At 46.4% G+C, this 25,281-nt stretch carries 36 protein-coding genes; 30 read left to right on the forward strand and 6 right to left on the reverse strand.

Translation table 11 applies throughout. The features are described from left to right. Positions 1-44: 44 nt before the first annotated feature. From crp to ACFFUV_RS19775, 6 genes are all read right to left on the reverse strand, one after another. The gene (gene crp / locus ACFFUV_RS19750; protein ID WP_011079297.1) at positions 45-677 is read right to left on the reverse strand and encodes a cAMP-activated global transcriptional regulator CRP; all 633 of its coding nucleotides are present in this window, start codon (positions 675-677) and stop codon (positions 45-47) included. A gap of 243 nt (positions 678-920) precedes the next feature. After that, positions 921-1,790, reverse strand: a complete 870-nt coding sequence (locus ACFFUV_RS19755) for a phosphoribulokinase (RefSeq protein WP_390196360.1) — start codon at positions 1,788-1,790, stop codon at positions 921-923. A 166-nt stretch (positions 1,791-1,956) separates the two neighbouring features. After that, positions 1,957-2,169, reverse strand: coding sequence for a YheU family protein (locus ACFFUV_RS19760; protein ID WP_390196362.1), 213 nt, complete (start codon positions 2,167-2,169; stop codon positions 1,957-1,959). A 42-nt stretch (positions 2,170-2,211) separates the two neighbouring features. Then, complete coding sequence (locus ACFFUV_RS19765) at positions 2,212-3,186, reverse strand: hydrolase (RefSeq protein ID WP_390196365.1); 975 nt, start codon at positions 3,184-3,186, stop codon at positions 2,212-2,214. Between the two features lie 10 nt (positions 3,187-3,196). Then, positions 3,197-3,676 (reverse strand): TIGR02444 family protein, encoded by a 480-nt coding sequence (locus ACFFUV_RS19770; RefSeq protein ID WP_390196368.1) that lies wholly within the window; start codon positions 3,674-3,676, stop codon positions 3,197-3,199. After that, entirely contained in the window at positions 3,673-5,595 is a 1,923-nt protein-coding gene (locus ACFFUV_RS19775) for an ABC transporter ATP-binding protein (protein ID WP_390196370.1), read from the reverse strand. Before ACFFUV_RS19775 ends, ACFFUV_RS19770 begins: the two co-directional genes overlap by 4 nt. A 146-nt stretch (positions 5,596-5,741) precedes the next feature. Here ACFFUV_RS19775 and kefG point away from each other — a divergent pair, with 146 nt between their 5' ends. The 30 genes from kefG (at position 5,742) to rplO (ending at position 25,265) form a co-directional block, all read left to right on the forward strand. Continuing rightward, positions 5,742-6,311 (forward strand): glutathione-regulated potassium-efflux system ancillary protein KefG, encoded by a 570-nt coding sequence (gene kefG / locus ACFFUV_RS19780; RefSeq protein WP_390196372.1) that lies wholly within the window; start codon positions 5,742-5,744, stop codon positions 6,309-6,311. Further along, positions 6,301-8,103, forward strand: coding sequence for a glutathione-regulated potassium-efflux system protein KefB (kefB, locus tag ACFFUV_RS19785; protein WP_390196374.1), 1,803 nt, complete (start codon positions 6,301-6,303; stop codon positions 8,101-8,103). Before kefG ends, kefB begins: the two co-directional genes overlap by 11 nt. 16 nt (positions 8,104-8,119) lie before the next feature. Further along, a complete protein-coding gene (locus ACFFUV_RS19790) occupies positions 8,120-8,317 on the forward strand; it encodes a YheV family putative zinc ribbon protein (protein ID WP_390196376.1) in 198 nt (65 codons plus the stop codon). Between the two features lie 87 nt (positions 8,318-8,404). Then, complete coding sequence (gene slyD, locus ACFFUV_RS19795; protein WP_390196379.1) at positions 8,405-8,923, forward strand: peptidylprolyl isomerase; 519 nt, start codon at positions 8,405-8,407, stop codon at positions 8,921-8,923. Between the two features lie 160 nt (positions 8,924-9,083). After that, a complete protein-coding gene (locus ACFFUV_RS19800; RefSeq protein ID WP_390196381.1) occupies positions 9,084-10,025 on the forward strand; it encodes an isoaspartyl peptidase/L-asparaginase family protein in 942 nt (313 codons plus the stop codon). Positions 10,026-10,162: 137 nt separating this feature from the next. Further along, entirely contained in the window at positions 10,163-11,461 is a 1,299-nt protein-coding gene (locus tag ACFFUV_RS19805) for an adenylosuccinate synthase (RefSeq protein WP_390196383.1), read from the forward strand. Positions 11,462-11,677: 216 nt separating this feature from the next. Beyond that, a complete protein-coding gene (motX, locus tag ACFFUV_RS19810; RefSeq protein WP_390196385.1) occupies positions 11,678-12,313 on the forward strand; it encodes a flagellar protein MotX in 636 nt (211 codons plus the stop codon). A 168-nt stretch (positions 12,314-12,481) separates the two neighbouring features. Continuing rightward, the gene (gene rnr, locus ACFFUV_RS19815) at positions 12,482-14,935 is read left to right on the forward strand and encodes a ribonuclease R (protein ID WP_390196389.1); all 2,454 of its coding nucleotides are present in this window, start codon (positions 12,482-12,484) and stop codon (positions 14,933-14,935) included. 14 nt (positions 14,936-14,949) lie between these two features. Next, complete coding sequence (gene rlmB / locus ACFFUV_RS19820; RefSeq protein ID WP_390196393.1) at positions 14,950-15,699, forward strand: 23S rRNA (guanosine(2251)-2'-O)-methyltransferase RlmB; 750 nt, start codon at positions 14,950-14,952, stop codon at positions 15,697-15,699. A 416-nt stretch (positions 15,700-16,115) separates the two neighbouring features. Next, positions 16,116-16,427, forward strand: coding sequence for a 30S ribosomal protein S10 (rpsJ, locus tag ACFFUV_RS19825; RefSeq protein WP_001181007.1), 312 nt, complete (start codon positions 16,116-16,118; stop codon positions 16,425-16,427). A gap of 14 nt (positions 16,428-16,441) precedes the next feature. Further along, positions 16,442-17,071: a 50S ribosomal protein L3 gene (gene rplC / locus ACFFUV_RS19830; RefSeq protein WP_390196447.1), complete on the forward strand. Its 630-nt coding sequence runs from the start codon at positions 16,442-16,444 to the stop codon at positions 17,069-17,071. Between the two features lie 16 nt (positions 17,072-17,087). After that, a complete protein-coding gene (gene rplD, locus ACFFUV_RS19835; protein WP_093278417.1) occupies positions 17,088-17,690 on the forward strand; it encodes a 50S ribosomal protein L4 in 603 nt (200 codons plus the stop codon). Beyond that, positions 17,687-17,989, forward strand: coding sequence for a 50S ribosomal protein L23 (gene rplW, locus ACFFUV_RS19840; protein WP_004398471.1), 303 nt, complete (start codon positions 17,687-17,689; stop codon positions 17,987-17,989). The genes rplD and rplW overlap by 4 nt, the downstream gene beginning before the upstream one ends. 16 nt (positions 17,990-18,005) lie before the next feature. Then, positions 18,006-18,830 (forward strand): 50S ribosomal protein L2, encoded by an 825-nt coding sequence (gene rplB, locus ACFFUV_RS19845; RefSeq protein ID WP_390196450.1) that lies wholly within the window; start codon positions 18,006-18,008, stop codon positions 18,828-18,830. A gap of 20 nt (positions 18,831-18,850) precedes the next feature. Further along, a complete protein-coding gene (gene rpsS / locus ACFFUV_RS19850; protein WP_010318762.1) occupies positions 18,851-19,129 on the forward strand; it encodes a 30S ribosomal protein S19 in 279 nt (92 codons plus the stop codon). Between the two features lie 11 nt (positions 19,130-19,140). After that, positions 19,141-19,473, forward strand: coding sequence for a 50S ribosomal protein L22 (gene rplV, locus ACFFUV_RS19855; RefSeq protein ID WP_390196454.1), 333 nt, complete (start codon positions 19,141-19,143; stop codon positions 19,471-19,473). A gap of 19 nt (positions 19,474-19,492) precedes the next feature. Further along, positions 19,493-20,191, forward strand: coding sequence for a 30S ribosomal protein S3 (gene rpsC, locus ACFFUV_RS19860; protein WP_038864899.1), 699 nt, complete (start codon positions 19,493-19,495; stop codon positions 20,189-20,191). Between the two features lie 11 nt (positions 20,192-20,202). After that, positions 20,203-20,613, forward strand: coding sequence for a 50S ribosomal protein L16 (gene rplP / locus ACFFUV_RS19865; protein WP_093278411.1), 411 nt, complete (start codon positions 20,203-20,205; stop codon positions 20,611-20,613). After that, on the forward strand, positions 20,613-20,804 hold the full coding sequence (gene rpmC / locus ACFFUV_RS19870; RefSeq protein WP_004398465.1) for a 50S ribosomal protein L29: 192 nt from the start codon (positions 20,613-20,615) through the stop codon (positions 20,802-20,804). The genes rplP and rpmC overlap by 1 nt, the downstream gene beginning before the upstream one ends. Further along, positions 20,804-21,058, forward strand: a complete 255-nt coding sequence (rpsQ, locus tag ACFFUV_RS19875) for a 30S ribosomal protein S17 (RefSeq protein ID WP_390196460.1) — start codon at positions 20,804-20,806, stop codon at positions 21,056-21,058. The genes rpmC and rpsQ overlap by 1 nt, the downstream gene beginning before the upstream one ends. Positions 21,059-21,220: 162 nt before the next feature. Further along, positions 21,221-21,592, forward strand: coding sequence for a 50S ribosomal protein L14 (rplN, locus tag ACFFUV_RS19880; RefSeq protein ID WP_021704470.1), 372 nt, complete (start codon positions 21,221-21,223; stop codon positions 21,590-21,592). 13 nt (positions 21,593-21,605) lie between these two features. After that, positions 21,606-21,920 (forward strand): 50S ribosomal protein L24, encoded by a 315-nt coding sequence (gene rplX, locus ACFFUV_RS19885; protein ID WP_093278405.1) that lies wholly within the window; start codon positions 21,606-21,608, stop codon positions 21,918-21,920. A gap of 14 nt (positions 21,921-21,934) precedes the next feature. Next, positions 21,935-22,474, forward strand: coding sequence for a 50S ribosomal protein L5 (rplE, locus tag ACFFUV_RS19890; RefSeq protein ID WP_093278403.1), 540 nt, complete (start codon positions 21,935-21,937; stop codon positions 22,472-22,474). 17 nt (positions 22,475-22,491) lie between these two features. Continuing rightward, the gene (gene rpsN, locus ACFFUV_RS19895) at positions 22,492-22,797 is read left to right on the forward strand and encodes a 30S ribosomal protein S14 (protein ID WP_093278401.1); all 306 of its coding nucleotides are present in this window, start codon (positions 22,492-22,494) and stop codon (positions 22,795-22,797) included. A 29-nt stretch (positions 22,798-22,826) separates the two neighbouring features. After that, on the forward strand, positions 22,827-23,219 hold the full coding sequence (rpsH, locus tag ACFFUV_RS19900) for a 30S ribosomal protein S8 (RefSeq protein ID WP_390196467.1): 393 nt from the start codon (positions 22,827-22,829) through the stop codon (positions 23,217-23,219). A gap of 10 nt (positions 23,220-23,229) precedes the next feature. Next, positions 23,230-23,763 carry a 50S ribosomal protein L6 gene (gene rplF, locus ACFFUV_RS19905; protein WP_390196470.1) on the forward strand — a complete coding sequence of 178 codons (534 nt, stop codon included), beginning with the start codon at positions 23,230-23,232 and terminating at the stop codon, positions 23,761-23,763. Between the two features lie 9 nt (positions 23,764-23,772). Beyond that, positions 23,773-24,126 (forward strand): 50S ribosomal protein L18, encoded by a 354-nt coding sequence (gene rplR / locus ACFFUV_RS19910; RefSeq protein WP_390196473.1) that lies wholly within the window; start codon positions 23,773-23,775, stop codon positions 24,124-24,126. Between the two features lie 14 nt (positions 24,127-24,140). Continuing rightward, positions 24,141-24,641: a 30S ribosomal protein S5 gene (gene rpsE / locus ACFFUV_RS19915; protein ID WP_390196476.1), complete on the forward strand. Its 501-nt coding sequence runs from the start codon at positions 24,141-24,143 to the stop codon at positions 24,639-24,641. 7 nt (positions 24,642-24,648) lie between these two features. Then, on the forward strand, positions 24,649-24,825 hold the full coding sequence (rpmD, locus tag ACFFUV_RS19920; RefSeq protein WP_000201159.1) for a 50S ribosomal protein L30: 177 nt from the start codon (positions 24,649-24,651) through the stop codon (positions 24,823-24,825). 5 nt (positions 24,826-24,830) lie between these two features. After that, the gene (gene rplO / locus ACFFUV_RS19925; protein WP_390196529.1) at positions 24,831-25,265 is read left to right on the forward strand and encodes a 50S ribosomal protein L15; all 435 of its coding nucleotides are present in this window, start codon (positions 24,831-24,833) and stop codon (positions 25,263-25,265) included. Positions 25,266-25,281 lie beyond the last annotated feature (16 nt).

A 25,281-nucleotide genomic window follows, 5' to 3' on the forward strand; every position in this document is an offset into this window, starting at 1 on the left:
CACAAAAGCCACCTGAGCGGTGGCTTTTTCTGACAGCAAATTGCTTAGCGAGTACCGTAAACCACGATGGTTTTACCGTGCGCTGAAATCAAGTTTTGCTCTTCAAGCATTTTCAAGATACGACCAACGGTCTCACGTGAACAACCAACAATTTGGCCGATCTCTTGGCGAGTGATCTTAATTTGCATACCGTCAGGGTGAGTCATTGCATCTGGCTGTTTTGCTAGGTTAAGTAGCGTTTGCGCGATGCGACCAGTCACGTCAAGGAATGCTAGGTCACCAACTTTTTGGCTTGTCACTTGTAAGCGGCTTGCCATTTGCGCTGATAGGCGCATTAGGATGTCCGGATTCACTTGAATCAACTGACGGAATTTTTTGAATGAAATTTCTGCCACTTCACATGGTGATTTTGCACGAACCCAAGCGGTACGCTCTTGGCCTTCTTCAAACAAGCCAAGCTCACCGATGAAGTCACCTTGGTTTAGGTAAGAGAGAATCATCTCTTTACCTTCTTCATCTTTGATTAATACCGCAACAGAACCTTTAACGATGTAGTACAAGGTCTCTGCTTTTTCGCCCGCATGAATCAGCGTGCTCTTTGAAGGGTATTTATGAATATGACAGTGTGAAAGAAACCACTCTAATGTTGGGTCGGTTTGAGGTTTACCTAGAACCATAATATCTCACTTCCTCTGCAGGGTACGCTTGCTTCTTTTCCATATTGTAGCGAAGCTTTTAATACGAGCTTCCTAGAATAAGAGCACTTTAACAATGCTGCAAGCTATCTTGTGTTTCGGTAAGAAATAGTATCCTTTTTAGAAAACGATTTCTTGATTTTAATCGGGTCATACACCGATAAATCTACGCAAAAATGTGCACATGATCACGGTATGAAAAGTAATCACCAAATGTAGGAAAAATTACCCTATCTTTCCTGTCTCTATGAGCTGCTGTAGGAGAGGTCTAACGATCAACTCCATGGCAAAACTCATCTTACCGCCAGGCACCACGATGGTGTTATGACGCGACATAAACGACCCATCAATCATCGCAAGTAAGTACGGATAGTCAACATTTTTAATCCCTCTGAGGCGAATGACGACGAAACTTTCGTCCAAACTTGGAATCCCTTTGGCATTAAGTGGGTTGGAGGTGTCGACTGTGGGAACGCGTTGGAAGTTGATATGGGTTCGTGAAAACTGCGGAGTAATGTAGTTAAGGTAGTCATCCATCGAGCGTACGATGGAATCCATCACAGCTTCACGCGAGTGACCTCGATCGCGTGTATCGCGGACAAATTTCTGAATCCACTCTAAGTTGACTATCGGCACCATGCCAATCAAAAAATCGACGTGCTGCGAGACATTCACGTCACCATCTACCACACCACCGTGCAAGCCTTCGTAGAATAAGACATCGGTATCACTAGGGAGTTCTTGCCAGGGAGTAAAGGTGCCCGGCATTTGGTTGTATGGGACGGCTTCATCAAAAGTATGTAAATAGCGGCGGATTTGTCCAACACCTTCATGGCCGTATTTACGAAAGAACTCCGCTAAGGCTTCGAAATCATTCGCCGCAGGACCAAAGTAGCTGATATGACGCCCCTGTTCGCGCGCTTTACGAATTTCAACGTCCATTTCCGGACGCGTAAAACGGTGGAAGCTATCACCTTCAACCCAAGCGGGTTTAATGTTCATCATATTGAACATTTTGCGAAACGCTTCTGAAGTTGTGGTTGTACCGGCACCGGAAGAGCCCGTTACCGCAATGATCGGATGTTTTGCTGACATGACAAACCTTGTCTAATTGAATACCTTCCTGAAAGCCACCAAGTGTCGGCGACGATAAGTCGCTGGGTGATTTTTAACCCAGCCACTATAGCACGAAGTTATCGCATGTCATCGAATGGTATTCTGTAAATGAAATGAGACGCGTAAAAACGGCCAAAATGAAGTGCTAGAATTTATTTTTAACTTGAATATCAACTGATTCGTGCAGCTCTGAATAAACCACTACCGCTTGGTTGGTTCTAAGTTGATGTTTGACCTGCTCTATTTTACGGTCAAGAGAGACTTCGGAACTGCCGTAATCAGTCCCTTCCCGCAGAACAAACTCACGAATTAAGTTATCCAATGTTTCTGGCGCGATGTCTTGCCATGGAACAATCATAAATACCTCGTTCTTTTATGATAAGTAACCCGTCGAGTTCTATTATGCCGTCTTTAAACTGCGATAGTAAGCGGGGAGTGTATCCTCAAGCCAAAATCGCGGTTTGAAAGCACTACCTGAAACAAAGCCGACATGACCGCCATGGTCAAACAAGCGATAGTCGATATTCTCGGGTAGGACAAACTTAGGAATCACGGCATCGGTCATAAAAGGATCGTCTTTAGCGTGAATGATTTGAGTGGGCAGGGTGATGTCTTTGAGGCGATGGATGCCTGAGCACTTCTGATAGTAATCTTGAGCGTCATTAAAGCCATGCAGCGGGGCGGTAATCAAATCATCAAACTCAAACATGCGAGTAACGCGCTTGATGCTTTGATAGGTTACACCCAATTCACCTTTGAGCAGCTGATGTTTGCGTAAGGCATTGCTTTTCATTGAGCGCAATAAATAAGTGCGATAAACCTTAGAAAAGCCCACTTCCATCTGTTGAGAACAGGCGGAGAGATCCAACGGTGCAGAGATGAGCGTTGCTGCATCTAAAAGTGGTGTGGTGGCGTAGTTAGCTAGATAGTTGGCGAGCATGTTGCCACCAAGCGAAATGCCTGCGGCGACTTTACGCTGCTGAGGAAAGAGCTGGTGGAGGTACTCTAAGAATAATCGCGCATCTTCCACTTCCCCGGAATGGTAAGCGCGGGCAAGACGATTGGGCTTACCGCTGCAGCCTCGAAAATGCATCATTACCGCTAGCCAACCTTCCTCGGCGAAGGCGTGCATTAACCCATTGGCATACGGACTGTAAAAACAGCCTTCTAACCCGTGAAATAAAACAAAAATCGGCTTGTTTTGAGCACCATCACTTTGCCAGTCCTCACTCCAAGCAAGATCGAGAAAATCGCCATCGGGCGTATCAATGGTTTGCCAATGAGGTTCAAACAGAGCACGCTTTCGAATAAAACGCGGCGCTAAGGTTTGTAAATGTGAGTTGGTTAATCCAGTTGCTGCGATAAAGTGCGTCATAAGTATCCGTTTACAAATGAGGGTTTTCAGCCGGAGGCGTGCAAAACGCTGTATAAAGGTGCTCCCCTCCTAATTGGCGACAGTAGCGCAGTGTCAGAGAGTCACCGTGATTGGTGGTCAGCCCAAGTTGATTGATGCAATCGACTAGGTCTGACTGTTGCTGACGCTCCAGTTGCAATTCAAATTGTAGTGATTCGCGATACAGTGTATCTGGCAGGTGCGATTTGAGCTTTTTACGCAGTTCACGGTAACTATGCAGTAAGGTCTCAGACCGGCCAAGACAGGCTTCGAGCTGAAGCCACTGCTGATCATGGATAGTGATGTGCTGAACGTCGAGCCATTTCAGCAACATCAATAAATTCACGTTACCATTGAACTGGTTTTGTAGCTTTAAGCATGCTTCTTTGACTTCTCTAACACTGTAATATTGTAAGCTAAATTGCCATAAACGCTCTAAGGTTAAAGAAACTCGAACCTGCTCATCACTCATTCGTCATTGAACTCCTCTTCCATGGTTTCCAGCGTTTCTTGCTCGGTCATCCACTCCATTTCAACACTTTCTAGTTCCGCTTTCGCCTGAGCTTGCAGCGAAAGTATCTCATTCAGTTTAGCCTTATTTTCGAGTTCATACAGACTGTTGTCTGCAAGCTGAGACTCTGCTTCGGCTAATTGCTGGTTGAGTTTGTCCATCTGCGCTTCCAGTTTTGTTAACTGTTTACGAATTGGTGCGGTTAATTTACGGAACTCCGCCTCGCGACGTTTTTGCTCTTTACGATTGGCTGCGCTGTTGGCGGTATTCTTTTCGGGTTGTTGTGCTTGTGCTTCTTTGCGCAGTACTTTTTGTTGTTCTGTCAGCCACTTGTAGTAATCGTTGAGATCGCCATTAAAAGGGGCGACTTGGCGATCATGGACGAGGTACAAATCGTCGGCAGTCGCGCGCAGTAAGTAGCGATCGTGACTGACAATTACCATTGCTCCCTCAAAGGTTTGCAGCGCCATCGTTAAGGCTTGACGCATATCGAGATCCAAATGGTTAGTCGGTTCATCGAGGAGTAACAGGTTCGGCTTTTGCCACACAATCAAAGCCAGCACTAAGCGAGCTTTTTCCCCGCCAGAAAAAGGGGCTACTTTTTCCAGTGCTTTGTCACCTTGAAACCCAAAACTACCTAAGTAATCACGCAGTTGCTGCTCGGTGTGACTCGGGGCGATTTGCATCATGTGCTGCAATGGTGTTTCTTCGGGGTGCAGGGTTTCCAATTGATGCTGAGCAAAGTAGCCAATTTTCACACCTTGTGAATAGCGAAATTCACCAGACATCGGGTTTAAGTCGCCAGACAACAATTTAATCAGCGTTGATTTACCTGCGCCATTTCGCCCGAGAAGTCCAATGCGGCTACCCGGGACCAAATTCAGGCGGATTTTATCTAGAATCAGATTATCGTCATAGCCGGCTGATACCTCATCCATCATCAAAATTGGGTTGGGCAGAGCGGCTGGTTCACGAAACTCAAAACTAAATGGGTTATCAAATTGAGCTGGTAACACTTTCTCTAAGCGATCAAGGGCTTTAATTCGGCTTTGAGCTTGGCGAGCTTTTGACGCTTTATAGCGGAAACGGTCGATATAACTTTGCATGTGAACCATTTGTTTTTGCTGTTTCTCAAACTGGGCTTGTTGGAGAATCATTTTTTGTGCGCGCTGCTCTTCAAAAGACGAGTAGTTGCCGGTGTATTCGTTCAGTTGCTGGTTTTCGACGTGAATGATTCGTCCAACAATGGGATCAAGAAAGTCACGGTCGTGAGAGATGAGAATCAGAGTACCAGGGTACGTTTGCAGCCAGCGTTCGAGCCACATTACCGCATCAAGATCTAAGTGGTTGGTTGGCTCATCGAGAAGCAGTAAGTCAGAGCGACACAATAGGGCTTGAGCTAGGTTAAGACGCATCCGCCACCCACCCGAGAATTGGGTGAGGTTCCAATCCATTTGTTCTTGGCGAAAGCCCAAACCATCGAGCAACTCAGCAGCTCGAGCTCGAATACTGTAACCCCCAATGGTTTCGATTTTGCCATGCAGTTCGGCCACCAATGTGCCGTTATCTTGTTGCTCGGCCACCGCTAATTGGCTTTCGAGCGCGCGATATTCACGGTCACCGTCGATCACATACTCCAGAGCCGTGCGTTCTAAGGCGGGGGTTTCCTGTGCAACCCAAGCTAATTCCCAATGACTCGGCAGGTTAAATGACCCGGCATCAATGCTTAGTTCATCTTTCATTAAGGCAAACAGTGTAGACTTACCACAACCGTTTTTGCCAACCAGGCCGATTTTGTCACCTGGATGGATGGTCGCGCTGGCCTGATCAAGAAGAGGTTTGCCACCGCGCAGTAATTGGATGTCAGAGAAGATAATCATAGTGTGTCGACTTTTGGTTTCCGCTTATCGTCCCGCATAGTAGGGGCATTGACTGAAAAAGTCGATTATTGCGTTATTGATGACAAAAACGTATAACAAACTGATAACCAAGATCGAATTCATTTATAGGGTGGGCGAATAAGGGAATGACACAGGCACGTACTACGCAACCCAAGGTGTTGGTGATTTATGCGCATCCAGAACCTAATAGCTCCATAGTCAATCAAGTATTGATAAATCGCATTCAAGCGCTCGATCATGTCACGGTGCATGATCTTTACGGTAATTATCCTGATTTCTTTATTGATGTGCATATCGAACAACAAAAATTGCTCGAACACGATGTGATTGTGTTTCAGCATCCTCTCTATATGTATTCGTGCCCAGCGCTGTTGAAAGAGTGGCTTGACCGCGTACTGAGTAAAGGCTTTGCTTTCGGCGGGGGGAATGCCATGCAGGGCAAGATTTGGCGGAGCGTCATTTCGACCGGGGGGCGCGAAGAAGCCTTTGGTGAAGAAGGCTATAACAAGTACCCGCTCGAACAGATTCTTCAACCTTTCGAGTTGACGGCCGCGTTGTGTCGTATGACTTGGCTTGATCCTTTGGTGCTGTACTGGTCGCGTAATGTTTCTGATCTCGAGCGAGAGCAGCACGCTGAACAATATTGTCACTGGTTACAAAGTCTCTCGCCATTCGGAGGTCAGAATGCAGGCTGAAAGTGATTTCCTCGTTATTGCAATGGTGTTTTTAACCGCGGCAGTAGTGGCGGTACCCGTCGCTCAGCGGATGGGAATGGGCTCAGTGATTGGTTACTTACTCGCGGGTGTGACTATCGGGCCTTGGGGACTAGGGCTCATCAACGACGTTGAAGCCATTCTCCATTTTGCTGAATTTGGTGTGGTGCTGTTACTGTTTTTGATTGGTCTTGAGCTGAATCCGAAAAAATTGTGGCAAATGCGAGGTCCTATTTTAGGCCTTGGGGGCGCACAGGTGGTGGTAACCACGGCGATGATCGCCAGTGTCGTTAACTTAATGGGGCTGAGCTGGCAAATTAGCCTCGTGATTGGTATGGGTCTGGCACTGTCTTCTACCGCCATTGCTTTGCGGGTGATCGAGGAGCAAGGCTTAGCGCGCACTGAAACTGGGCACTCGGGTTTTGCGGTATTGTTATTTCAAGATATTGCCGTGATTCCAATGCTGGCCTTTATGCCGTTGTTGGCGGGCAGTTCCGGTGGTGATTGGCAAGATGCCGTCTGGATGCTGGTTGGCGTGATCGGACTGATGTTCGGAGGGCACTTCTTACTGCGACCACTTTTCCGTTATGTGATAGCCAGTGGCGTACAAGAATTATTTACGGTAGCGGCTCTATTGATGGTTATTGGCATCGCGTTAATGATGCAAAAGCTTGGTCTTTCTATGGCGTTAGGTGCCTTTCTAGCGGGGGTGCTTTTGGCCGAGAGTGAATACCGGCATGAGCTAGAAATTACCATTGAGCCGTTTAAAGGCTTGCTCTTAGGGCTGTTTTTTATTGCGATTGGTATGGCGGTCAACTTGGGCTTGTTAGTTGACCAGCCCTTGCTGATTATTCTATCGGTCATTGGCTTGGTGGTAGCAAAGGGTCTAGTGCTGTACCTGCTTGCGAGAATCACCGGAACGCGCTCTAAAGCGCGTAGTCGTATGGCGGCGATATTAAGTCAAGGCGGTGAGTTTGCCTTTGTTATCTTTACCGCGGCGAGTTCAGAAGGATTACTCGATAAATCACAAACAGAACTGCTGCTGGTGATTGTGAGCTTGTCGATGGTGACCACTCCTCTTTTGCTCACCGCGCAAAACCGTTGGTATGCGCGAGGCTTTAACCAGCAAGAGGATGATGAAGACGTTAAGCATAACGAGCTGCCTAATAGTCAACCTAGAGTGATTATTGCCGGGTTTGGGCGCTTTGGGCAGATCGTTGGTCGTTTGATGTATGCCAACAAAATTAAGTTGACGGTATTGGAAAGCGATCCTAGTCAAATTCGTCTGCTTAGAAAATATGGCTACAAAGTATTTTATGGAGATGCCACTCAGTTACATTTACTGCGTTCAGCGGGCGCCGATGAAGCTGAAGCACTGGTCATATGTACGGATTCGCCGGATGAGATCGTAAAAATTGTCGAACTGTGTCAGCAGCATTTTCCCCATCTCAAACTGCTGTCTCGAGCTCGAAGCCGCGTCGAAGCTTATCAGCTTCTGAGCTACGGCGTGGTGAATTACTCACGAGAAACGTATCTGGGCGCGTTAGATTTAGGACGCCAAGCTTTGGTTGAACTTGGGATGCATCCATATCAAGCGAAGCGCGCCGAAGCACATTTTCGTAAGTTAGATAATGCTATGCTTAAAGAGTTAATTCCTCAGCATAATGAGGATAAGAAGTTAGCTCTGCGCGCTAAAGAAGCACGTAAAGAGTTGGAAGAGATCTTTGGTCGCGAAATGGAAAGCGACCAACAATCAAAGCATTATTGGAATTAGGAAGTAGGTACTTAAGGTGGCCAAAAAGAGATTCATTGCTGGAGCCAGTTGTCCCAAATGTCAGCAACAGGATACGTTGCGCTGGTGGATCGAAAATAACATCGAGTTAGTTGAATGTGTTGACTGCGATTATACCGAACAGCGAAAACCCCAGTCTGTGGAACAAGCGGGTCATAGTGAACAACAAATGATCGGAATTTTTAAGCCAGATTGATTGAGTTTCGCTGTCGGATCTTCATAATACGCGGGTAAATACATTGATCTTGAGTCCAATCCTCAAGCCAGATGCCTCGGAGCAAATATGAAAATTGAAAATAACGTAGTCGTTAGTCTTGCGTACCAAGTGAAGTTAGAAGATGGTGCGGTTGTTGACCAATCAACAGTAGACGCGCCACTTGATTACCTACACGGTAACAACAATCTGATCCCTGGTCTTGAGAAAGCCCTTGAAGGTCAAGCGGCAGGTGATAAGTTCTCTGTGACTGTAGGTCCAGAAGAAGCGTACGGTGAACACAGCGATGCGCTTGTTCAACGCGTTCCTGCGAACGTTTTCCAAGGCGTAGACCAAATCGAAGTGGGTATGCGTTTCCTTGCGGATACCGATCAAGGTCCAATCCCAGTTGAAGTTACTGACGTTGATGGCGACGAAGTCGTGGTTGACGGTAACCACATGCTAGCGGGCCAAACCCTAACATTTGACGTAGAAGTGGTTGCAGTTCGTGAAGCGACTCAAGAAGAGCTAGACCACGGTCACGTTCACCAAGCGGGTGATCACGACCACGGTCATGAGCATGGCGAAGGTTGTGGCTGCGGGCACTAATTCGCAACTCGCTTAATCACATCGAGTTTCAAAAAAGGCGCACTGGGTAACCTGTTGCGCCTTTTTTGTGTCTGTGTTTGGCCCCACTTTACTACTTGCAATCGTTTTGCTTTAGCCGCATCCTCAAATAAAGGACTTTTTCTATTTGTCAGGAGCTTATATGACACAGCCATTCTCAATCGCCATTCATGGCGGAGCAGGAACTATCGTTCGCGAACAGATGAGCGAAACGTTAAAAACCGAGATTTTATCCGCGTTAGAAACGTCAGTCCGGGCTGGTTATAAGATACTTGAGCAAGGTGGCGATGCGCTGGATGCGGTTACCGCAGCCGTTCTAATACTTGAAGACTCACCTCATTTCAATGCCGGGAAGGGCTCTGTGTTTACTCACCAAGAGATCGTTGAGATGGATGCGTCCGTGATGCATGGTGCGCATAAACAAGCAGGTGCCATTGCTGGCGTTCGGCATATCAAAAATCCCGTGTGCTTGGCGCGCGATGTTTTACGTAATAGCCAACATGTATTTTTGATCGGAGAAGGCGCAGAGGCGTTTGCTTTTGAGCAAGGCTATTCATTTACCGAGCAAGATTACTTCTATACCGACCGTCGGTATGAGCAGCTACAAACGATGAAAGAAAAAGGGGCATTTGCCTTATCGGAATCGAAATTTCCCGATGATCGTAAGTACGGAACGGTTGGCGCAGTTGCACTTGATCAGGCTGGTAATCTTGCTGCCGCGACCAGTACCGGGGGAATCACCAATAAGAAATACGGACGTGTTGGTGACTCTGCACTGATTGGGGCTGGAACGTATGCAGAAAACGGTAATGTCGCTGTCTCAACGACGGGAATGGGCGAGTATTTTATTCGACAAACCGTCGCGGGCGATGTCGCGGCACGTATGCGCTATCTTAAGCAAGATTTGCAAACGGCGTGTGATACGGTGATTAATGGTGAGCTCAAGGCGATGGGGGGAGAAGGCGGCTTAATCGCTGTGGATGGTGCCGGTCAAATTCATTTTGCGATGAATAGCTCTGGTATGTACCGAGCATCTATTGATGCTCAAGGGGAAGTTAGTATAAAAATCTATGCAGACGAGTAACTCCATTTCTCAGCAGTATGAAATATTGTCCAATCAGACTGTTACTGCTGAGATGGTTTTTTATGCTTAAAAAATGACTGCATCCTGCGCTTATCGGTGCTAGAATCCATTTTTAACTAGCAATCAGACTTGGAAAGATGGGAAATAACGTAGTCGTTCTAGGCACCCAATGGGGTGACGAAGGGAAAGGTAAAATCGTAGACCTTTTAACGGAAGATGCAAAATACGTGGTTCGTTACCAAGGCGGACACAACGCAGGCCACACTCTAGTTATTGACGGTGAAAAAACCGTTCTTCACTTAATTCCATCCGGTATTCTTCGCAATAATGTGAAATGCATTATTGGTAATGGTGTTGTTCTCTCACCGGAAGCCCTAATCAATGAAATGAAACCTTTGGAAGAGCGTGGTATTCCAGTACGCGAACGTCTTTTCATTTCTGAAGCTTGCCCACTTATTTTGCCTTACCACATTGCTCTAGACCAAGCTCGCGAAGCGGCGCGTGGTAAAAAAGCCATTGGTACAACTGGCCGTGGTATCGGTCCTGCCTATGAAGATAAAGTCGCACGTCGCGGTCTTCGTGTTGGCGATCTATTTGATAAAGAAGTGTTTGCTGAAAAACTGAAAGAAGTGATGGAATTCCATAACTTCCAGTTAGAGCACTTCTACAAGACAGAACCAGTGAGCTACGAAGCCGTGCTTGAACAAGCGATGGGCTATGCAGACTTACTGACTTCGATGGTGATTGATGTTACTGACGAACTTGATGCTGCGCGTAAACGCGGTGATAAAATCATGTTCGAGGGAGCACAAGGCACTATGCTTGATATCGACCATGGTACTTACCCGTATGTGACTTCTTCAAATACCACCGCGGGTGGTGTTGCTGCAGGGTCAGGTTTTGGTCCTCGCCACTTAGGTTACATTCTTGGTATCGTAAAAGCTTACTGTACTCGCGTTGGTGCGGGGCCGTTTACGACTGAGCTTGATGATGAAATTGGGAGCCATTTAGGCACGAAAGGTGCTGAGTTTGGTGCAACTACAGGGCGTAAGCGCCGTTGTGGTTGGTTTGATGCGGTCGCACTGCGCCGTGCTATTCAAATTAACTCAGTGACTGGCTTCTGCTTAACTAAGCTTGACGTATTAGATGGCTTGGAAGAGCTTAAGATCTGTACAGGTTACAAAACTGAAGATGGTACTATTCTTGAAGTGTCGCCAATGGCCGCTGATGCCTTTGACAAAGTGACACCAGTTTACGAAACCATGCCTGGTTGGTCTGAGAATACATTTGGTGCGAAGAAGCTGGAAGATCTTCCTCAAGCTGCTCTAAATTACATCAAACGTATTGAAGAGTTAACTGGCGTGCCCGTTGATATTATTTCAACTGGCCCAGATCGTAACGAAACGATTATCAAGGTGCACCCATTTGCATCATAATCGTGTTTAACGTTGCTCTGTGAGAACTTTCAACGAGTTAGAAAAAGCCGGCCGATGAGCCGGTTTTTTATGCTCAATTTGCTGCTATGTTGAACAAACGCGGCAAAAGTTTGCCAGCTAAAGGCAAAAAGTGACTAAAGAGTGAGTGGCTATTGCCGATACCTTTATCAAGCCTGCCAGTTTAAATAAGGCGGAAGATTTGAAAAGAGTGACAATATGAAGCTACGAACGGTGGCTGCTTCGTTATTGTTTGCCCTGAGTTCCTCATTGAGCCAAGCCAATGTTCTCGATGTCGGGGAGCCAGTGCCGATCTATACAGAAGCTGAGCTAATCAAACTGATTGAACAAAATAAACATCTAGAGCGGGTGCGAGCAGACAATTGCCAGTTAGTGGAAGATATCGTGGCGCGTGCTACACGTATTAACCTTCCATCTTACGAATTTTTATATGGCGATATGTTGGCGTGGGGCGTGTGTGTTGACCAAGACGTTGAGCTGGGCTTGTACTATATGGAAAATGCAGCGCATCAAGGCCTACCAGTAGCGCTTGAGCAATTGGGTCGCTATTATTCACATGGCACCTTAGTTCAACAAGATAAAGAACGTGCGATTCCCTACCTGCGCGAAGCGGCCGCCATGGGAAATTTGAATGCGCGTATTCATCTTGCCGAGCTTTTGTTGCGAGATTACGGTAGTCCACTCGATTACGAAGATGCGTATCGTTGGCTTTATAACTCAGTGACCGCGGATCAGCGTCAGCATAAGCGCATTTCAAGTTTACGTCATGGTTTAGAGCAACGAATGCCACAAAACATCATTGCTCGAGCCAAAAAACGCGATACGTTTTGGTAAGCTCAGTCACTTTGTTGTTAAAGCCCACTCCGTTCGGTGGGCTTTTTTGTAGGTATGAATATGAATCACCTTAGCGTATAGAATCTGAGCTTTTATAAAGCAATTCTGTAGGTTAGGCTGTGAGTCAGATATACTTACTAAAACCTTCCCCTGTTAACAGGCGCAATTATGTCAAATACCACTTCGAATGATCCTTTTGCCGAGCGCGAATCCCAAAATTACGAAAATCCGATTCCAAGCCGTGAGTTTATTCTCGATTATCTCTCGAAAGCGGGGGTACCTCTGAATCGTAATGATCTCTTTGAAGCTCTGAAACTTGAGGGCGAAGATCAATACGAAGGATTACGCCGTCGTTTGCGTGCCATGGAGCGTGATGGTCAGTTAGTGTTTACTCGTCGTCAGTGCTACGCACTACCAGATAAGCTTGAGATGATTAAAGGGTACGTGATTGGTCATAAAGATGGCCATGGTTGGGTTCGTCCTGAAGGTAGCCTGAATAAAGAAAATGATATCGTGCTGCCACATCATCAAATGCGCACGTTGATTCATGGCGACTTCGTCTTGGTGCAACCGACAGATAATAGCAAACGGGGACGCAAGGAAGGGCGTCTGGTTCGCGTTTTAGAAGAGCGTCAATCACAAATCGTGGGGCGTTTCTTTCTCGAGCAAGGTTACGGGTATGTTGTCGCGGATGATTCACGTATTTCCCAAGATATCCTAATTCCTAATGATGCTCGCAATGGCGCGCGAATGGGCAATGTTGTGGTGATAGAAGTCACTGATCGCGGTGCGCGTTCGCGTGGCATGATGGGACGTGTGGTGGAAGTTCTAGGTGAAAATATGGCGCCAGGCATGGAAACCCAAATCGCTATCCGTACCCATCAAATTCCTCATGAGTGGCCTGAAACGGTCGAAAAACAAATTCAGGGTTTAGGCGAGGAAGTCCCCGAAGACGCAAAAGTAGGACGCGTTGATTTGCGTACCTTACCTTTGGTGACAATTGATGGCGAAGACGCTCGAGATTTTGATGATGCCGTGTATTGTGAAGCGAAAAAAGGTGGCGGCTGGCGCCTGTGGGTTGCGATCGCTGATGTGAGCTATTACGTCCGTCCAGATAGCGCGTTAGATAAAGAAGCGATCAATCGTGGTAACTCAGTGTATTTCCCATCTCAAGTCGTTCCTATGCTACCGGAAGTTTTGTCGAACGGGCTATGCTCGCTGAACCCACAAGTCGATCGCCTGTGTATGGTGTGTGAAATGACCATTTCTGAAAATGGCAAGCTTTCCGGCTACAAGCATTATGAAGCGGTCATGAATTCCCATGCACGCCTTACTTACAACAAGGTTGGCGATATTCTTGAAGGGGATGAAGCACTGCGTGAGCGTTATCAGCCATTGGTTGGGCATCTTGAAGAGCTCCACAAAATGTACAAAGTCCTCAAGGCTGCGCGTGATCAGCGCGGCGCCATTGAGTTTGAAACGGTTGAAACTAAGTTCATTTTTAACGCGGAGCGTAAGATTGACCGTATTGAACCTGTGATTCGTAATGATGCCCATAAGATCATCGAAGAATGTATGATTTTGGCCAATATCGCCTCAGCATCATTTGTGGAAAAAGCCAAAGAGCCGGCACTGTACCGAATTCATGAAACGCCAGGGGAACTTAAGCTCCAAGGCTTTCGAGATTTCCTTGGTGAACTTGGCTTGAACTTAGGTGGTGGGCTAGAGCCATCGCCGACCGATTACGCGAACTTGGTTCGCCAAATTGGTGAGCGCCAAGATAAAGAACTGATTCAAACCATGCTATTGCGCTCAATGAAGCAAGCCATCTACAGCGCCGATAATGCTGGCCACTTTGGCTTGGCACTGAAACGCTACGCGCACTTTACCTCGCCAATTCGTCGTTACCCTGACCTGCTGTTACACCGTGCAATTAAGTATCTGATCGCCAAGCAACAAGGGCGCAACCAAGACCGCTGGACACCAACGGGTGGCTATCATTACTCATTTGATGACATGGACTTTTATGGCGAGCAGTGCTCGATGACAGAGCGCCGCGCTGATGATGCGACTCGAGATGTTTCTGATTGGCTCAAATGTGAGTACATGCAAGATCATGTTGGAGAAGAGTTAGAAGGGGTGATTGCCAATGTGACAGGCTTTGGCTTCTTTGTACGCCTCAGTGAACTGCATATTGATGGCCTGGTGCATATTTCAACCCTTGCCAATGATTACTATCAATTTGATCCCGTTGGTCAGCGCTTAATTGGAGAAAGCTTCGGACTTATTTATCGTTTAGGTGATGCTGTCAAAGTGAAAGTCCTCGCGGTGAACTTAAATGATCGTCAAATTGACTTTGAATTGGTCGAAACAAGTCGTAAGCTACGCGGCAAAGGCAAGACGGCGAAAAAACGGGCTGCAGAAGCGCAGCAAAAAGCCAAAGCCAAAAAGCGTGCATCGAGTAAAGGCGAAGCTAAAGCCTCGCCAGGCATTGAGCCAACCGTAAGGCCTGAACCTGCACAGCGCGGAGAAGAAGGCAAAAAAAACAAAGCCACTAAAGCTCGCAAGAAGAAGCCGAGTAGTAAGCCCAAAAGCAGAAGAAAACCTAAAGCGCAGGAATAACACAGGTTTAATTAATGAGTAATGAATTTATCTACGGCATTCATGCCGTCAAAGCTGTATTAGAACGAGAGCCAGAGCGTTTTATTGAAGCCATGGTACTAAAAGGCCGTCAAGACGAGCGGTTAATGCCAATACTAAATGACTTGCAAGCCATGGGTGTCTCTATTCAACAGATGGGCCGAAAAGCGCTTGATGACAAGGCGAGAGGTGCGAACCATCAAGGTGTCATCGCTCGTGTTAAACCTGCAAAGCAGTTGAACGAGCATGACTTAGATGCCATTGTTGCCAAGCATGACCAGCCACTGTTATTGGTGCTCGATGGTGTGACTGACCCTCATAATTTAGGTGCGTGTTTGCGTAACGCTGATGCCGCGGGCGTTGCTGCCGTGATCGTACCAAAAGACAAATCGGCGCCTCTGACGGCAACCGTTAGTAAAGTGGCGTGTGGCGCGGCAGAAACCGTGCCTTTAGTCCGAGTGACGAACTTAGCCCGTACCATGCGTGCTTTACAAGAGCAGGGAGTTTGGTTTGTCGGTACTGCCGGTGAGGCGACCCATGATATCTACGAGGCGAAACTAACTGGTCCATTAGCTATCGTGATGGGCGCAGAAGGGGATGGTATGCGCCGATTAACTCGAGAAACTTGCGATGACCTCATCAAGATTCCAATGGCGGGAAGTGTGTCTAGTCTGAATGTTTCTGTGGCGTCGGGCGTATGCTTATTTGAAGCGGTTCGTCAGCGCTTGAGCAAAGCAGCCTCTTAACCCCCGTTTACTTATCATTTCAATGTTGAGCCTTTCACTTTAGTGGAAGGCTTTATTTTTAGGGCTTTGCATGGACAGGAAGATTAATTCGTTTAATTTTCGCTCAATGCTTGCATGTGAAGTCGCGATCTGTATAATGCAGCGCACTGGTTAAGCCAGTTGTGAACCAATGAGCATCGAGGAGCTGATTTATCTTAGGATAATGAAGGTAATGTATACTCAGCTTATGTTCGCAGTTAATAAAAATTTAGCTTAAAACTGTCGTTATGATAGTTCAGGTTAATCACCTATTAGCTGACAATGCGTCCTAATCTTGGATGCTACGGTTTCACATAAATCAATCGGCATTCTCTCGTCTTAGACGTGTATGAGTGGCGATATTGTTTGTGTAATTTATTAATTTGGAGCTCTGTCTCATGCAGAACCAACGTATTCGTATCCGCCTTAAAGCTTTCGATTACAAACTAATCGATGCTTCAACTGCGGAAATCGTTGAAACAGCTAAGCGCACAGGCGCACAGGTTCGTGGTCCAATCCCACTACCTACTCGTAAAGAGCGTTTCACAGTTCTTATCTCTCCACACGTAAACAAAGATGCTCGTGATCAGTACGAAATCCGTACTCACAAACGTCTAATCGACATCGTTGAACCAACAGACAAAACTGTTGATGCACTGATGCGTCTAGACCTTGCTGCGGGCGTTGACGTACAAATTAGCCTAGGTTAAGGGGAGATTAGAATATGATTGGTCTAGTCGGACGTAAAGTGGGTATGACCCGCGTATTTACCGAAGAAGGCGTTTCTATCCCAGTAACTGTTGTTGAGGTTGAAGCGAACCGTGTTTCTCAAGTTAAAACTCTTGAAAGCGACGGCTACGCAGCAATCCAGGTTACTGCTGGTGCTAAGAAAGCTAACCGTGTATCTAAGCCAGAAGCTGGTCACTTTGCGAAAGCAGGTGTTGAAGCTGGCCGCGGTCTTTGGGAATTCCGTTTAGAAAACGGCGAAGAGTTTGAAGTTGGTGCTGAGCTAACTGTTGAACTATTCAACGAAACTAAAAAAGTAGACGTTACTGGTACATCTAAAGGTAAAGGTTTCCAAGGCGCTGTTAAGCGTTGGAACTTCCGCACTCAAGATATGACTCACGGTAACTCATTGTCTCACCGTGCTCCTGGTTCTATCGGTCAATGTCAGACTCCAGGTCGCGTATTTAAAGGCAAGAAAATGGCTGGTCACATGGGTGCTGAGCGTGTTACGACTCAAAACCTAGAGATCGTTCGTGTTGACGCTGAACGCAATCTGCTTCTTATTAAAGGTGCAGTACCTGGCTCAACTGGCGGAAACGTCATCGTTAAACCAGCTGTAAAAGCATAACGTCTAGGAGTAAGTAATGGAATTGATGGTTAAAGGTGCTGATGCACTAACTGTTTCCGAAACTACTTTCGGACGTGAGTTCAACGAAGCTCTTGTTCATCAAGTAGTTGTTGCGTACGCAGCAGGTGCTCGTCAAGGTACTCGTGCTCAAAAAACACGTTCAGAAGTTTCTGGCGGTGGCGCTAAGCCATGGCGTCAAAAAGGTACTGGCCGTGCACGTGCTGGTACTATTCGTAGCCCAATCTGGCGTACAGGTGGTGTTACTTTTGCTGCGAAACCACAAGATCACAGCCAAAAAGTAAACAAAAAAATGTACCGCGGTGCTATGAAAAGCATTTTCTCTGAGCTAGTTCGTCAAGAGCGTCTAATCGTTGTTGATAACTTCTCAGTAGAAGCACCAAAAACAAAAGAACTTGTTTCTAAGCTTAAAGATCTTGAGCTAAGCGATGTTCTTATTGTTACTGGTGAAGTAGACGAGAATCTATTCTTAGCTGCTCGCAACCTATACAAAGTTGACGTGCGTGACGTTGCTGGTATCGACCCAGTAAGCCTAATCGCATTTGACAAGGTTCTAATGACTGCAGACGCAGTTAAGCAAGTTGAGGAGATGCTAGCATGATCACTGAAGAGCGTATCCTAAAAGTTCTACGTGCTCCGCACATCTCTGAAAAAGCAACTATGGCTGCTGAAAAAGCAAACACTATCGTGTTTAAAGTAGCTAAAGATGCAACTAAGAAAGAGATCAAAGCAGCTGTAGAAAAGCTATTTGAAGTTGAAGTTAAGTCTGTAAACACCCTTATCACTAAGGGTAAGACCAAACGTCAAGGTCTACGCCAAGGTCGTCGTTCAGACGTTAAGAAAGCGTACGTTACTTTGAAAGAAGGTCAAGACCTTGACTTCGTTGGCGGCGCGGAATAACAGGAGTAGTTGAAAAATGGCTATTGTTAAATGTAAGCCGACTTCGGCTGGTCGTCGTCACGTTGTTAAAGTTGTTAACGCTGACCTATACAAAGGTAAGCCTTACGCACCTCTTCTAGAGAAAAACTCTAAGAATGGTGGTCGTAATAACAACGGTCGTATTACAGTACGTCACATCGGTGGTGGCCACAAACAGCACTACCGTGTAATCGACTTTAAACGTACTAAAGACGGTATCCCAGCGAAAGTTGAGCGTATCGAGTACGATCCAAACCGTAGTGCAAACATTGCACTAGTGCTTTATGCAGACGGTGAGCGTCGTTACATCATTGCACCTAAAGGTATCCAAGCTGGTGATGCAATCCAGTCTGGTGTTGATGCGCCTATCAAAGCGGGTAACGCTTTGCCAATGCGTAACATCCCTGTAGGTTCTACTATTCACAACGTTGAGCTTAAACCTGGTAAAGGTGCTCAGCTAGCTCGTTCTGCTGGTGCATACGCACAGTTAGTAGCACGTGATGGTTCTTACGTAACTATCCGTCTACGTTCTGGCGAAATGCGCAAAGTGCTTTCTGAAGGCCGTGCAACAATCGGTGAAGTTGGCAATGCAGAGCACATGCTACGTGAACTAGGTAAAGCTGGTGCTAGCCGTTGGCGCGGTGTTCGTCCTACCGTTCGCGGTGTGGTAATGAACCCAGTAGACCACCCACACGGTGGTGGTGAAGGCCGTACTTCTGGTGGTCGTCACCCAGTATCTCCTTGGGGTATGCCTACTAAAGGCTTTAAGACCCGTAAGAACAAACGCACCGACAAGTACATCGTACGTCGTCGTAATAAGTAATCTATATAAGAGGATAAGCCATGCCACGTTCTCTCAAGAAAGGTCCATTTATTGACCTACACTTGCTGAAGAAGGTAGAGAAAGCGGTGGAAAGCGGAGACAAAAAGCCTATTAAGACTTGGTCCCGTCGTTCAATGATCATTCCATCAATGATTGGTTTGACCATCGCTGTCCATAATGGTCGTCAGCACGTTCCAGTTTTCGTTACCGATGAAATGATTGGTCACAAACTGGGTGAATTCGCACCAACACGCACTTACCGCGGTCACGCTGCGGATAAGAAAGCGAAGAAGCGCTAAGGAGTAAATAAATGGAAGCATTAGCTAAACATAACTTTGCTCGCATTTCGCCTCAGAAAGCTCGCTTAGTTGCGGATCAAATTCGTGGAAAATCTGTTGACCAAGCTCTAGAAATCTTAACTTTCAGCAACAAAAAAGCGGCTGAACTAGTTAAGAAAGTTCTTGAGTCAGCAATCGCGAACGCGGAGCACAACGAAGGTGCGGATATCGACGATCTATCAGTCGCTAAAATCTTCGTAGATGAAGGCCCAACCATGAAGCGTATTATGCCTCGTGCAAAAGGTCGTGCGGATCGTATCTTGAAGCGTTCAAGCCACATCACTGTTGTTGTAGCAGATCGCTAAGAGACTAGGAGAGTAAGCAATGGGTCAAAAAGTACATCCAAATGGTATTCGTCTAGGCATCGTTAAGCCTTGGAATGCTACATGGTTTGCTAACACCAAAGATTTCGCTGACAACCTAGACGGCGACTTCAAGGTACGTCAGTTCCTTACTAAGGAACTACAAAAAGCATCTTTATCACGCATCGTTATCGAGCGTCCTGCTAAGAGTATCCGTGTGACTATTCACACTGCTCGTCCAGGCGTTGTTATCGGTAAGAAAGGTGAAGATGTAGAGAAACTACGCACAGCTGTTGCGAAAATTGCAGGTGTACCAGCGCAAATTAACATCGCTGAAGTACGTAAACCTGAGCTGGACGCACAACTTGTGGGTGACAGTATCGCGTCTCAGCTAGAGCGTCGTGTAATGTTCCGTCGTGCTATGAAGCGTGCGGTACAAAACGCAATGCGTCTAGGTGCTAAAGGTATCAAAGTGGAAGTAAGCGGTCGTCTAGGCGGCGCTGAAATTGCACGTTCTGAGTGGTATCGTGAAGGCCGTGTGCCTCTACATACTCTACGTGCTGACATTGATTACGCAACTTCTTCGGCTCACACTCAATACGGTGTAATCGGCATTAAAACTTGGATCTTCAAAGGTGAGATCCTAGGCGGTATGCCAGCAGCTAACGCTGTAGAGCCTAAAGGCGACAAGCCTAAGAAGCAGCGCAAAGGCCGTAAGTAAGGAGTCGACAGATGCTACAACCTAAACGTACTAAGTTCCGTAAGGTTCATACTGGTCGCAACCGTGGTCTAGCAAAAGGTACAGACGTAAGCTTCGGCACATACGGCTTGAAAGCTGTTGGTCGTGGTCGTCTTACTGCTCGCCAGATCGAAGCGGCACGTCGTGCGATGACACGTCACGTTAAGCGTCAAGGTAAAATCTGGATTCGTGTATTCCCAGACAAACCTATCACAGAAAAACCACTAGAAGTTCGTCAAGGTAAGGGTAAAGGTAACGTTGAGTACTGGGTAGCCCAAATCCAACCTGGTAAGGTTATGTACGAAATGGACGGTGTACCTGAAGAGTTGGCACGTGAAGCGTTCCGCCTAGCGGCTCGTAAACTGCCATTCAAAACTACTTTTGTAACTAAGCAGGTGATGTGATGAAAGCACTAGATTTACGCGAAAAAAGCGTTGAAGAGCTTAATGCAGAACTATTGAATTTGCTTCGTGAACAGTTCAACTTGCGTATGCAAGCTGCGACTGGTCAACTACAGCAAACTCATACTCTGAAAGCTGTACGCCGCGATATCGCACGTGTGAAAACTGTTTTGACTGAGAAGGCAGGCGCATAATGAGCGACAAAATTCGTACTCAACAAGGTCGTGTCGTTAGCGACAAGATGGACAAGTCTATCGTAGTTGCAATTGATCGTTTCGTAAAACACCCAATCTACGGGAAGTTCGTACGTAAAACGACTAAACTGCACGCCCACGATGAAAACAACGAGTGTGGCATTGGCGACACAGTTGAGATCAGTGAATGTCGTCCACTGTCTAAGAAAAAATCTTGGACATTGGTACGCGTTGTAGAAAAAGCGAAGATTTAATCTCGGTTTATCTACGATAAAGAAAGCGGCTCCAAGACTTTTTTGGAGCCGTTTATTTTTTGACTACCCAATCTCAAAAAAGGGTGGTACAATTCGCGTCCCTTTTAAAGAGGCAGCCCGACCCGAGATGGGTCTAGTTTTAATATTTAGCGGAGCACTAACATGATCCAAATGCAAAGTATGCTGGACGCAGCTGATAACTCAGGCGCTCGCAGCGTAATGTGTATTAAGGTTCTGGGTGGCTCTCACCGTCGTTATGCACACATCGGTGACATCATCAAAGTTACTGTTAAGGAAGCAATTCCACGCGGTAAAGTTAAAAAAGGTGATGTACTGAAGGCGGTGGTAGTTCGCACCCGTAAAGGCGTACGTCGTCCAGACGGTTCTGTCATTCGCTTCGACCGAAATGCTTGCGTATTGTTGAACAACACAACTGAGCAACCAGTCGGTACACGTATCTTTGGTCCAGTGACTCGTGAACTTCGTAATGCGAAATTCATGAAAATTGTTTCACTGGCTCCAGAAGTTCTGTAAGGAGCACGTAAAGATGGCAGCTAAAATCCGTCGTAATGACGAAGTAATCGTTCTTGCTGGTAAAGATAAAGGCAAGAAAGGTAAAGTAAACAAGGTTCTCGCAACTGGTAAAGTTATCGTTGAAGGTATCAATCTAGTTAAGAAGCACCAAAAACCTGTTCCAGCTCTAGGTATCCAAGGCGGTATCGTTGAGCAAGAAGCAGCTATTGATGTTTCTAACGTTGCAATTTTCAACGCAGCAACTGGTAAAGCGGACCGTATCGGTTTCCGTTTTGAAGAAGGCAAAAAAGTGCGTTTCTTCAAGTCTAACGGCGAAACAATTAAGTAATTTGGAGTTCTACTATGGCGAAACTGCATGATTACTACAAGTCGTCTGTAGTCGCTGAATTGACCAAACAATTCAGCTACACAAGCGTCATGCAAGTCCCTAGGATTGAGAAAATCACCCTAAACATGGGCGTTGGTGAAGCAATCAACGATAAGAAACTTCTAGAAAACGCAGCAGCGGACATGGCAACGATCTCTGGTCAAAAGCCACTTGTTACTAAAGCGCGTAAATCTGTAGCAGGTTTCAAAATTCGTGAAGGCTACCCAATTGGTTGTAAAGTAACCTTACGTGGCGAACGTATGTGGGATTTCTTAGAGCGTTTAATCTCTATTGCACTTCCACGTGTACGTGACTTCCGTGGTGTTAGCGCTAAGTCTTTTGACGGACGCGGTAACTATAGCATGGGCGTTCGCGAGCAAATCATCTTCCCGGAAATCGACTTTGATAAAGTTGATCGAGTACGCGGTCTAGACATCACTATTACGACGTCTGCTGGTACTGATGAGGAAGGCCGTGCTCTGCTGGCTGCCTTTAACTTCCCATTCCGTAAGTAAGGTGAAGGGTTACTGTTATGGCTAAAAATTCAATGAAAGCACGTGAAGCAAAACGTGCGAAGCTAGTAGCTAAGTTCGCTGAAAAGCGTGCTGCGCTAAAAGCTACTATCAGCGATGTTAATGCATCTGAAGAAGACCGTTGGAACGCAGTTCTTAAACTGCAAACTCTTCCACGTGATTCAAGTGCGTCACGTCAGCGCAACCGTTGCAACCAAACTGGTCGTCCACACGGTTACCTACGTAAATTCGGTCTAAGCCGTATCAAAGTTCGTGAAGCTTGCATGAAAGGCGAGATTCCTGGACTTCGTAAGGCTAGCTGGTAATTGCCACTTAATCATTTGGAGTAATACATATGAGCATGCAAGATCCGATTTCGGATATGCTGACCCGCATTCGTAACGGTCAGGCAGCAGATAAAGTTGCTGTTAAGATGCCTTCTTCAAAGCTTAAAGTTGCAATTGCTGCACTATTAAAAGCTGAAGGTTACATCACTGACTTCGCTGTTGAAGGCGAAGAAAAACCTGAGCTAGAAGTTACTCTTAAGTACTTCCAAGCGAAACCAGTAATCGAGCAACTAAAACGTGTTTCTCGTCCAGGTCTGCGCGTCTATAAGAAAAAAGGCGAGCTACCATCTGTGATGGGTGGACTTGGTGTTGCCATCGTTTCAACTTCCAAAGGTCTTATGTCTGACCGTGCTGCACGTAAAGCAGGCCTTGGTGGTGAAATTCTTTGCTACGTAGCTTAAGGAGTAGAATATGTCTCGTGTTGCTAAAGCACCTGTCGCTATTCCAGCTGGCGTAGAGGTGAAACTGAATGGCCAAGAAGTCACTGTAAAAGGTGCGAAAGGTGAACTATCACGCGTTCTTAACAACGCTGTCGTAGTTTCTCAGGAAGAAAATAACCTGACTTTCGGTCCACGCGAAGGTGTTGTTAATGCATGGGCACAAGCAGGTACTGCTCGTGCGCTAGTAAACAACATGGTTGTGGGTGTTACTGAAGGCTTTACTAAGAAGCTTACTCTTAAGGGTGTAGGTTACCGTGCTGCTATTAAAGGCAACGCTGTTTCTCTAACTCTAGGCTTCTCTCACCCAGTTGAGCATGAATTGCCAGCGGGTATTAAAGCTGAGTGTCCAAGCCAAACTGAGATCGTTGTAACTGGTTGTGATAAACAACTAGTCGGTCAAGTTGCTGCGGATATTCGTTCTTATCGTGAGCCTGAGCCTTATAAAGGTAAAGGTGTTCGTTACGCAGATGAAAATGTGCGTACTAAAGAAGCTAAGAAGAAGTAAGGTAACACTATGGATAAGAAAGCATCTCGCATCCGTCGTGCTACACGCGCACGTCGTAAGATTGCAGAACTGGGTGCAACTCGCCTAGTAGTACACCGTACTCCGCGTCACGTGTACGCTCAGGTTATCGCATCAAACGGCTCAGAGGTTATCGTTTCAGCTTCTACTGTAGAAAAAGCGATCCGTGAGCAATTGAAATACACCGGTAACATCGATGCTGCTAAAGCAGTAGGTAAAGCTATTGCTGAGCGCGCTCTTGAAAAAGGCGTAACTGCAGTTGCATTCGATCGTTCTGGTTTCCAATACCACGGTCGAGTAGCGGCGCTAGCAGAATCTGCTCGCGAAGCTGGTCTGAAATTCTAAGGTAGGGTTGGAAGATGGCTAAAGAACAACAACAAGCTAATGATTTGCAAGAAAAGCTAATCGCTGTTAACCGTGTTTCTAAAACGGTTAAAGGTGGTCGAATCATGAGCTTTACTGCACTAACAGTAGTTGGTGATGGTAATGGTCGTGTAGGTTTCGGTTACGGTAAAGCCCGTGAAGTACCTGCTGCGATTCAAAAAGCAATGGAAAAAGCGCGTCGTAACATGACTACTATCGCGCTTAACGAAGGCACACTTCACCACCCAGTGAAAGGTCGCCATTCGGGCTCTAAAGTTTACATGCAGCCTGCGACAGAAGGTACTGGTGTAATCGCAGGTGGTGCGATGCGTGCAGTTCTTGAAGTTGCTGGTGTACACAACGTACTATCTAAAGCATACGGTTCTACGAACCCTATCAACATCGTTCGTGCAACGATCGATGCGCTAGGTAGTGTGAAGTCGCCAGAAATGGTTGCTGCTAAACGTGGTCTAACTGTTGAATCTATTTCGGAGTAAGAACACCATGGCAACTATTAAAGTAACTCAAACTAAAAGCTCAATTGGTCGCCTACCGAAGCACAAAGCTACTTTGCGCGGTCTGGGCCTTCGTAAAATCAACCACACAGTAGAACTTGAAGATACTCCGTGCGTACGCGGTATGATCAACAAGGTTTACTACATGGTTAAAGTTGAGGAGTAATCAGAATGCGTTTGAATACTCTATCACCGGCTGCGGGCTCTAAACCTTCTAAGAAGCGTTTAGGTCGTGGTATCGGTTCGGGCCTTGGTAAAACCGGTGGCCGTGGCCACAAAGGTCAAAAATCGCGTTCTGGCGGCAGTGTCCGTCCAGGTTTTGAAGGTGGTCAAATGCCTTTGAAACAACGTCTACCTAAATTCGGTTTCACTTCTCGTAAGAGCCTAGTGTCTGCTGAAGTTCGTCTAGGTGAACTAGCGAAAGTAACAGGTGATGTTGTTGATCTAAACAGCCTTAAAGCTGCTAACGTTGTCACTAAGAACATCGAATTTGTTAAAGTTGTTCTTTCAGGTGAAATCAACAAAGCAGTGACTGTTAAAGGTCTACGCGTAACTAAAGGCGCTAAAGCTGCAATCGAAGCTGCAGGCGGTAAAATCGAGGAATAATCTCGAGGATTGAGGT

It is taken from the genome of Vibrio olivae, assembly GCF_042428525.1.
GTDB lineage: Bacteria > Pseudomonadota > Gammaproteobacteria > Enterobacterales > Vibrionaceae > Vibrio > Vibrio olivae.

Bases quoted from the DNA above. Each gene is read 5' to 3' on its own strand.
- crp (WP_011079297.1), bottom strand. From the start codon at position 677: ATGGTTCTAGGTAAACCTCAAACCGACCCAACATTAGAGTGGTTTCTT.
- ACFFUV_RS19755 (WP_390196360.1), bottom strand. From the start codon at position 1,790: ATGTCAGCAAAACATCCGATCATTGCGGTAACGGGCTCTTCCGGTGCC.
- ACFFUV_RS19760 (WP_390196362.1), bottom strand. From the start codon at position 2,169: ATGATTGTTCCATGGCAAGACATCGCGCCAGAAACATTGGATAACTTA.
- ACFFUV_RS19765 (WP_390196365.1), bottom strand. From the start codon at position 3,186: ATGACGCACTTTATCGCAGCAACTGGATTAACCAACTCACATTTACAA.
- ACFFUV_RS19770 (WP_390196368.1), bottom strand. From the start codon at position 3,676: ATGAGTGATGAGCAGGTTCGAGTTTCTTTAACCTTAGAGCGTTTATGG.
- ACFFUV_RS19775 (WP_390196370.1), bottom strand. From the start codon at position 5,595: ATGATTATCTTCTCTGACATCCAATTACTGCGCGGTGGCAAACCTCTT.
- kefG (WP_390196372.1), top strand. From the start codon at position 5,742: ATGACACAGGCACGTACTACGCAACCCAAGGTGTTGGTGATTTATGCG.
- kefB (WP_390196374.1), top strand. From the start codon at position 6,301: ATGCAGGCTGAAAGTGATTTCCTCGTTATTGCAATGGTGTTTTTAACC.
- slyD (WP_390196379.1), top strand. From the start codon at position 8,405: ATGAAAATTGAAAATAACGTAGTCGTTAGTCTTGCGTACCAAGTGAAG.
- ACFFUV_RS19800 (WP_390196381.1), top strand. From the start codon at position 9,084: ATGACACAGCCATTCTCAATCGCCATTCATGGCGGAGCAGGAACTATC.
- ACFFUV_RS19805 (WP_390196383.1), top strand. From the start codon at position 10,163: ATGGGAAATAACGTAGTCGTTCTAGGCACCCAATGGGGTGACGAAGGG.
- motX (WP_390196385.1), top strand. From the start codon at position 11,678: ATGAAGCTACGAACGGTGGCTGCTTCGTTATTGTTTGCCCTGAGTTCC.
- rnr (WP_390196389.1), top strand. From the start codon at position 12,482: ATGTCAAATACCACTTCGAATGATCCTTTTGCCGAGCGCGAATCCCAA.
- rlmB (WP_390196393.1), top strand. From the start codon at position 14,950: ATGAGTAATGAATTTATCTACGGCATTCATGCCGTCAAAGCTGTATTA.
- rpsJ (WP_001181007.1), top strand. From the start codon at position 16,116: ATGCAGAACCAACGTATTCGTATCCGCCTTAAAGCTTTCGATTACAAA.
- rplC (WP_390196447.1), top strand. From the start codon at position 16,442: ATGATTGGTCTAGTCGGACGTAAAGTGGGTATGACCCGCGTATTTACC.
- rplD (WP_093278417.1), top strand. From the start codon at position 17,088: ATGGAATTGATGGTTAAAGGTGCTGATGCACTAACTGTTTCCGAAACT.
- rplW (WP_004398471.1), top strand. From the start codon at position 17,687: ATGATCACTGAAGAGCGTATCCTAAAAGTTCTACGTGCTCCGCACATC.
- rplB (WP_390196450.1), top strand. From the start codon at position 18,006: ATGGCTATTGTTAAATGTAAGCCGACTTCGGCTGGTCGTCGTCACGTT.
- rpsS (WP_010318762.1), top strand. From the start codon at position 18,851: ATGCCACGTTCTCTCAAGAAAGGTCCATTTATTGACCTACACTTGCTG.
- rplV (WP_390196454.1), top strand. From the start codon at position 19,141: ATGGAAGCATTAGCTAAACATAACTTTGCTCGCATTTCGCCTCAGAAA.
- rpsC (WP_038864899.1), top strand. From the start codon at position 19,493: ATGGGTCAAAAAGTACATCCAAATGGTATTCGTCTAGGCATCGTTAAG.
- rplP (WP_093278411.1), top strand. From the start codon at position 20,203: ATGCTACAACCTAAACGTACTAAGTTCCGTAAGGTTCATACTGGTCGC.
- rpmC (WP_004398465.1), top strand. From the start codon at position 20,613: ATGAAAGCACTAGATTTACGCGAAAAAAGCGTTGAAGAGCTTAATGCA.
- rpsQ (WP_390196460.1), top strand. From the start codon at position 20,804: ATGAGCGACAAAATTCGTACTCAACAAGGTCGTGTCGTTAGCGACAAG.
- rplN (WP_021704470.1), top strand. From the start codon at position 21,221: ATGATCCAAATGCAAAGTATGCTGGACGCAGCTGATAACTCAGGCGCT.
- rplX (WP_093278405.1), top strand. From the start codon at position 21,606: ATGGCAGCTAAAATCCGTCGTAATGACGAAGTAATCGTTCTTGCTGGT.
- rplE (WP_093278403.1), top strand. From the start codon at position 21,935: ATGGCGAAACTGCATGATTACTACAAGTCGTCTGTAGTCGCTGAATTG.
- rpsN (WP_093278401.1), top strand. From the start codon at position 22,492: ATGGCTAAAAATTCAATGAAAGCACGTGAAGCAAAACGTGCGAAGCTA.
- rpsH (WP_390196467.1), top strand. From the start codon at position 22,827: ATGAGCATGCAAGATCCGATTTCGGATATGCTGACCCGCATTCGTAAC.
- rplF (WP_390196470.1), top strand. From the start codon at position 23,230: ATGTCTCGTGTTGCTAAAGCACCTGTCGCTATTCCAGCTGGCGTAGAG.
- rplR (WP_390196473.1), top strand. From the start codon at position 23,773: ATGGATAAGAAAGCATCTCGCATCCGTCGTGCTACACGCGCACGTCGT.
- rpsE (WP_390196476.1), top strand. From the start codon at position 24,141: ATGGCTAAAGAACAACAACAAGCTAATGATTTGCAAGAAAAGCTAATC.
- rpmD (WP_000201159.1), top strand. From the start codon at position 24,649: ATGGCAACTATTAAAGTAACTCAAACTAAAAGCTCAATTGGTCGCCTA.
- rplO (WP_390196529.1), top strand. From the start codon at position 24,831: ATGCGTTTGAATACTCTATCACCGGCTGCGGGCTCTAAACCTTCTAAG.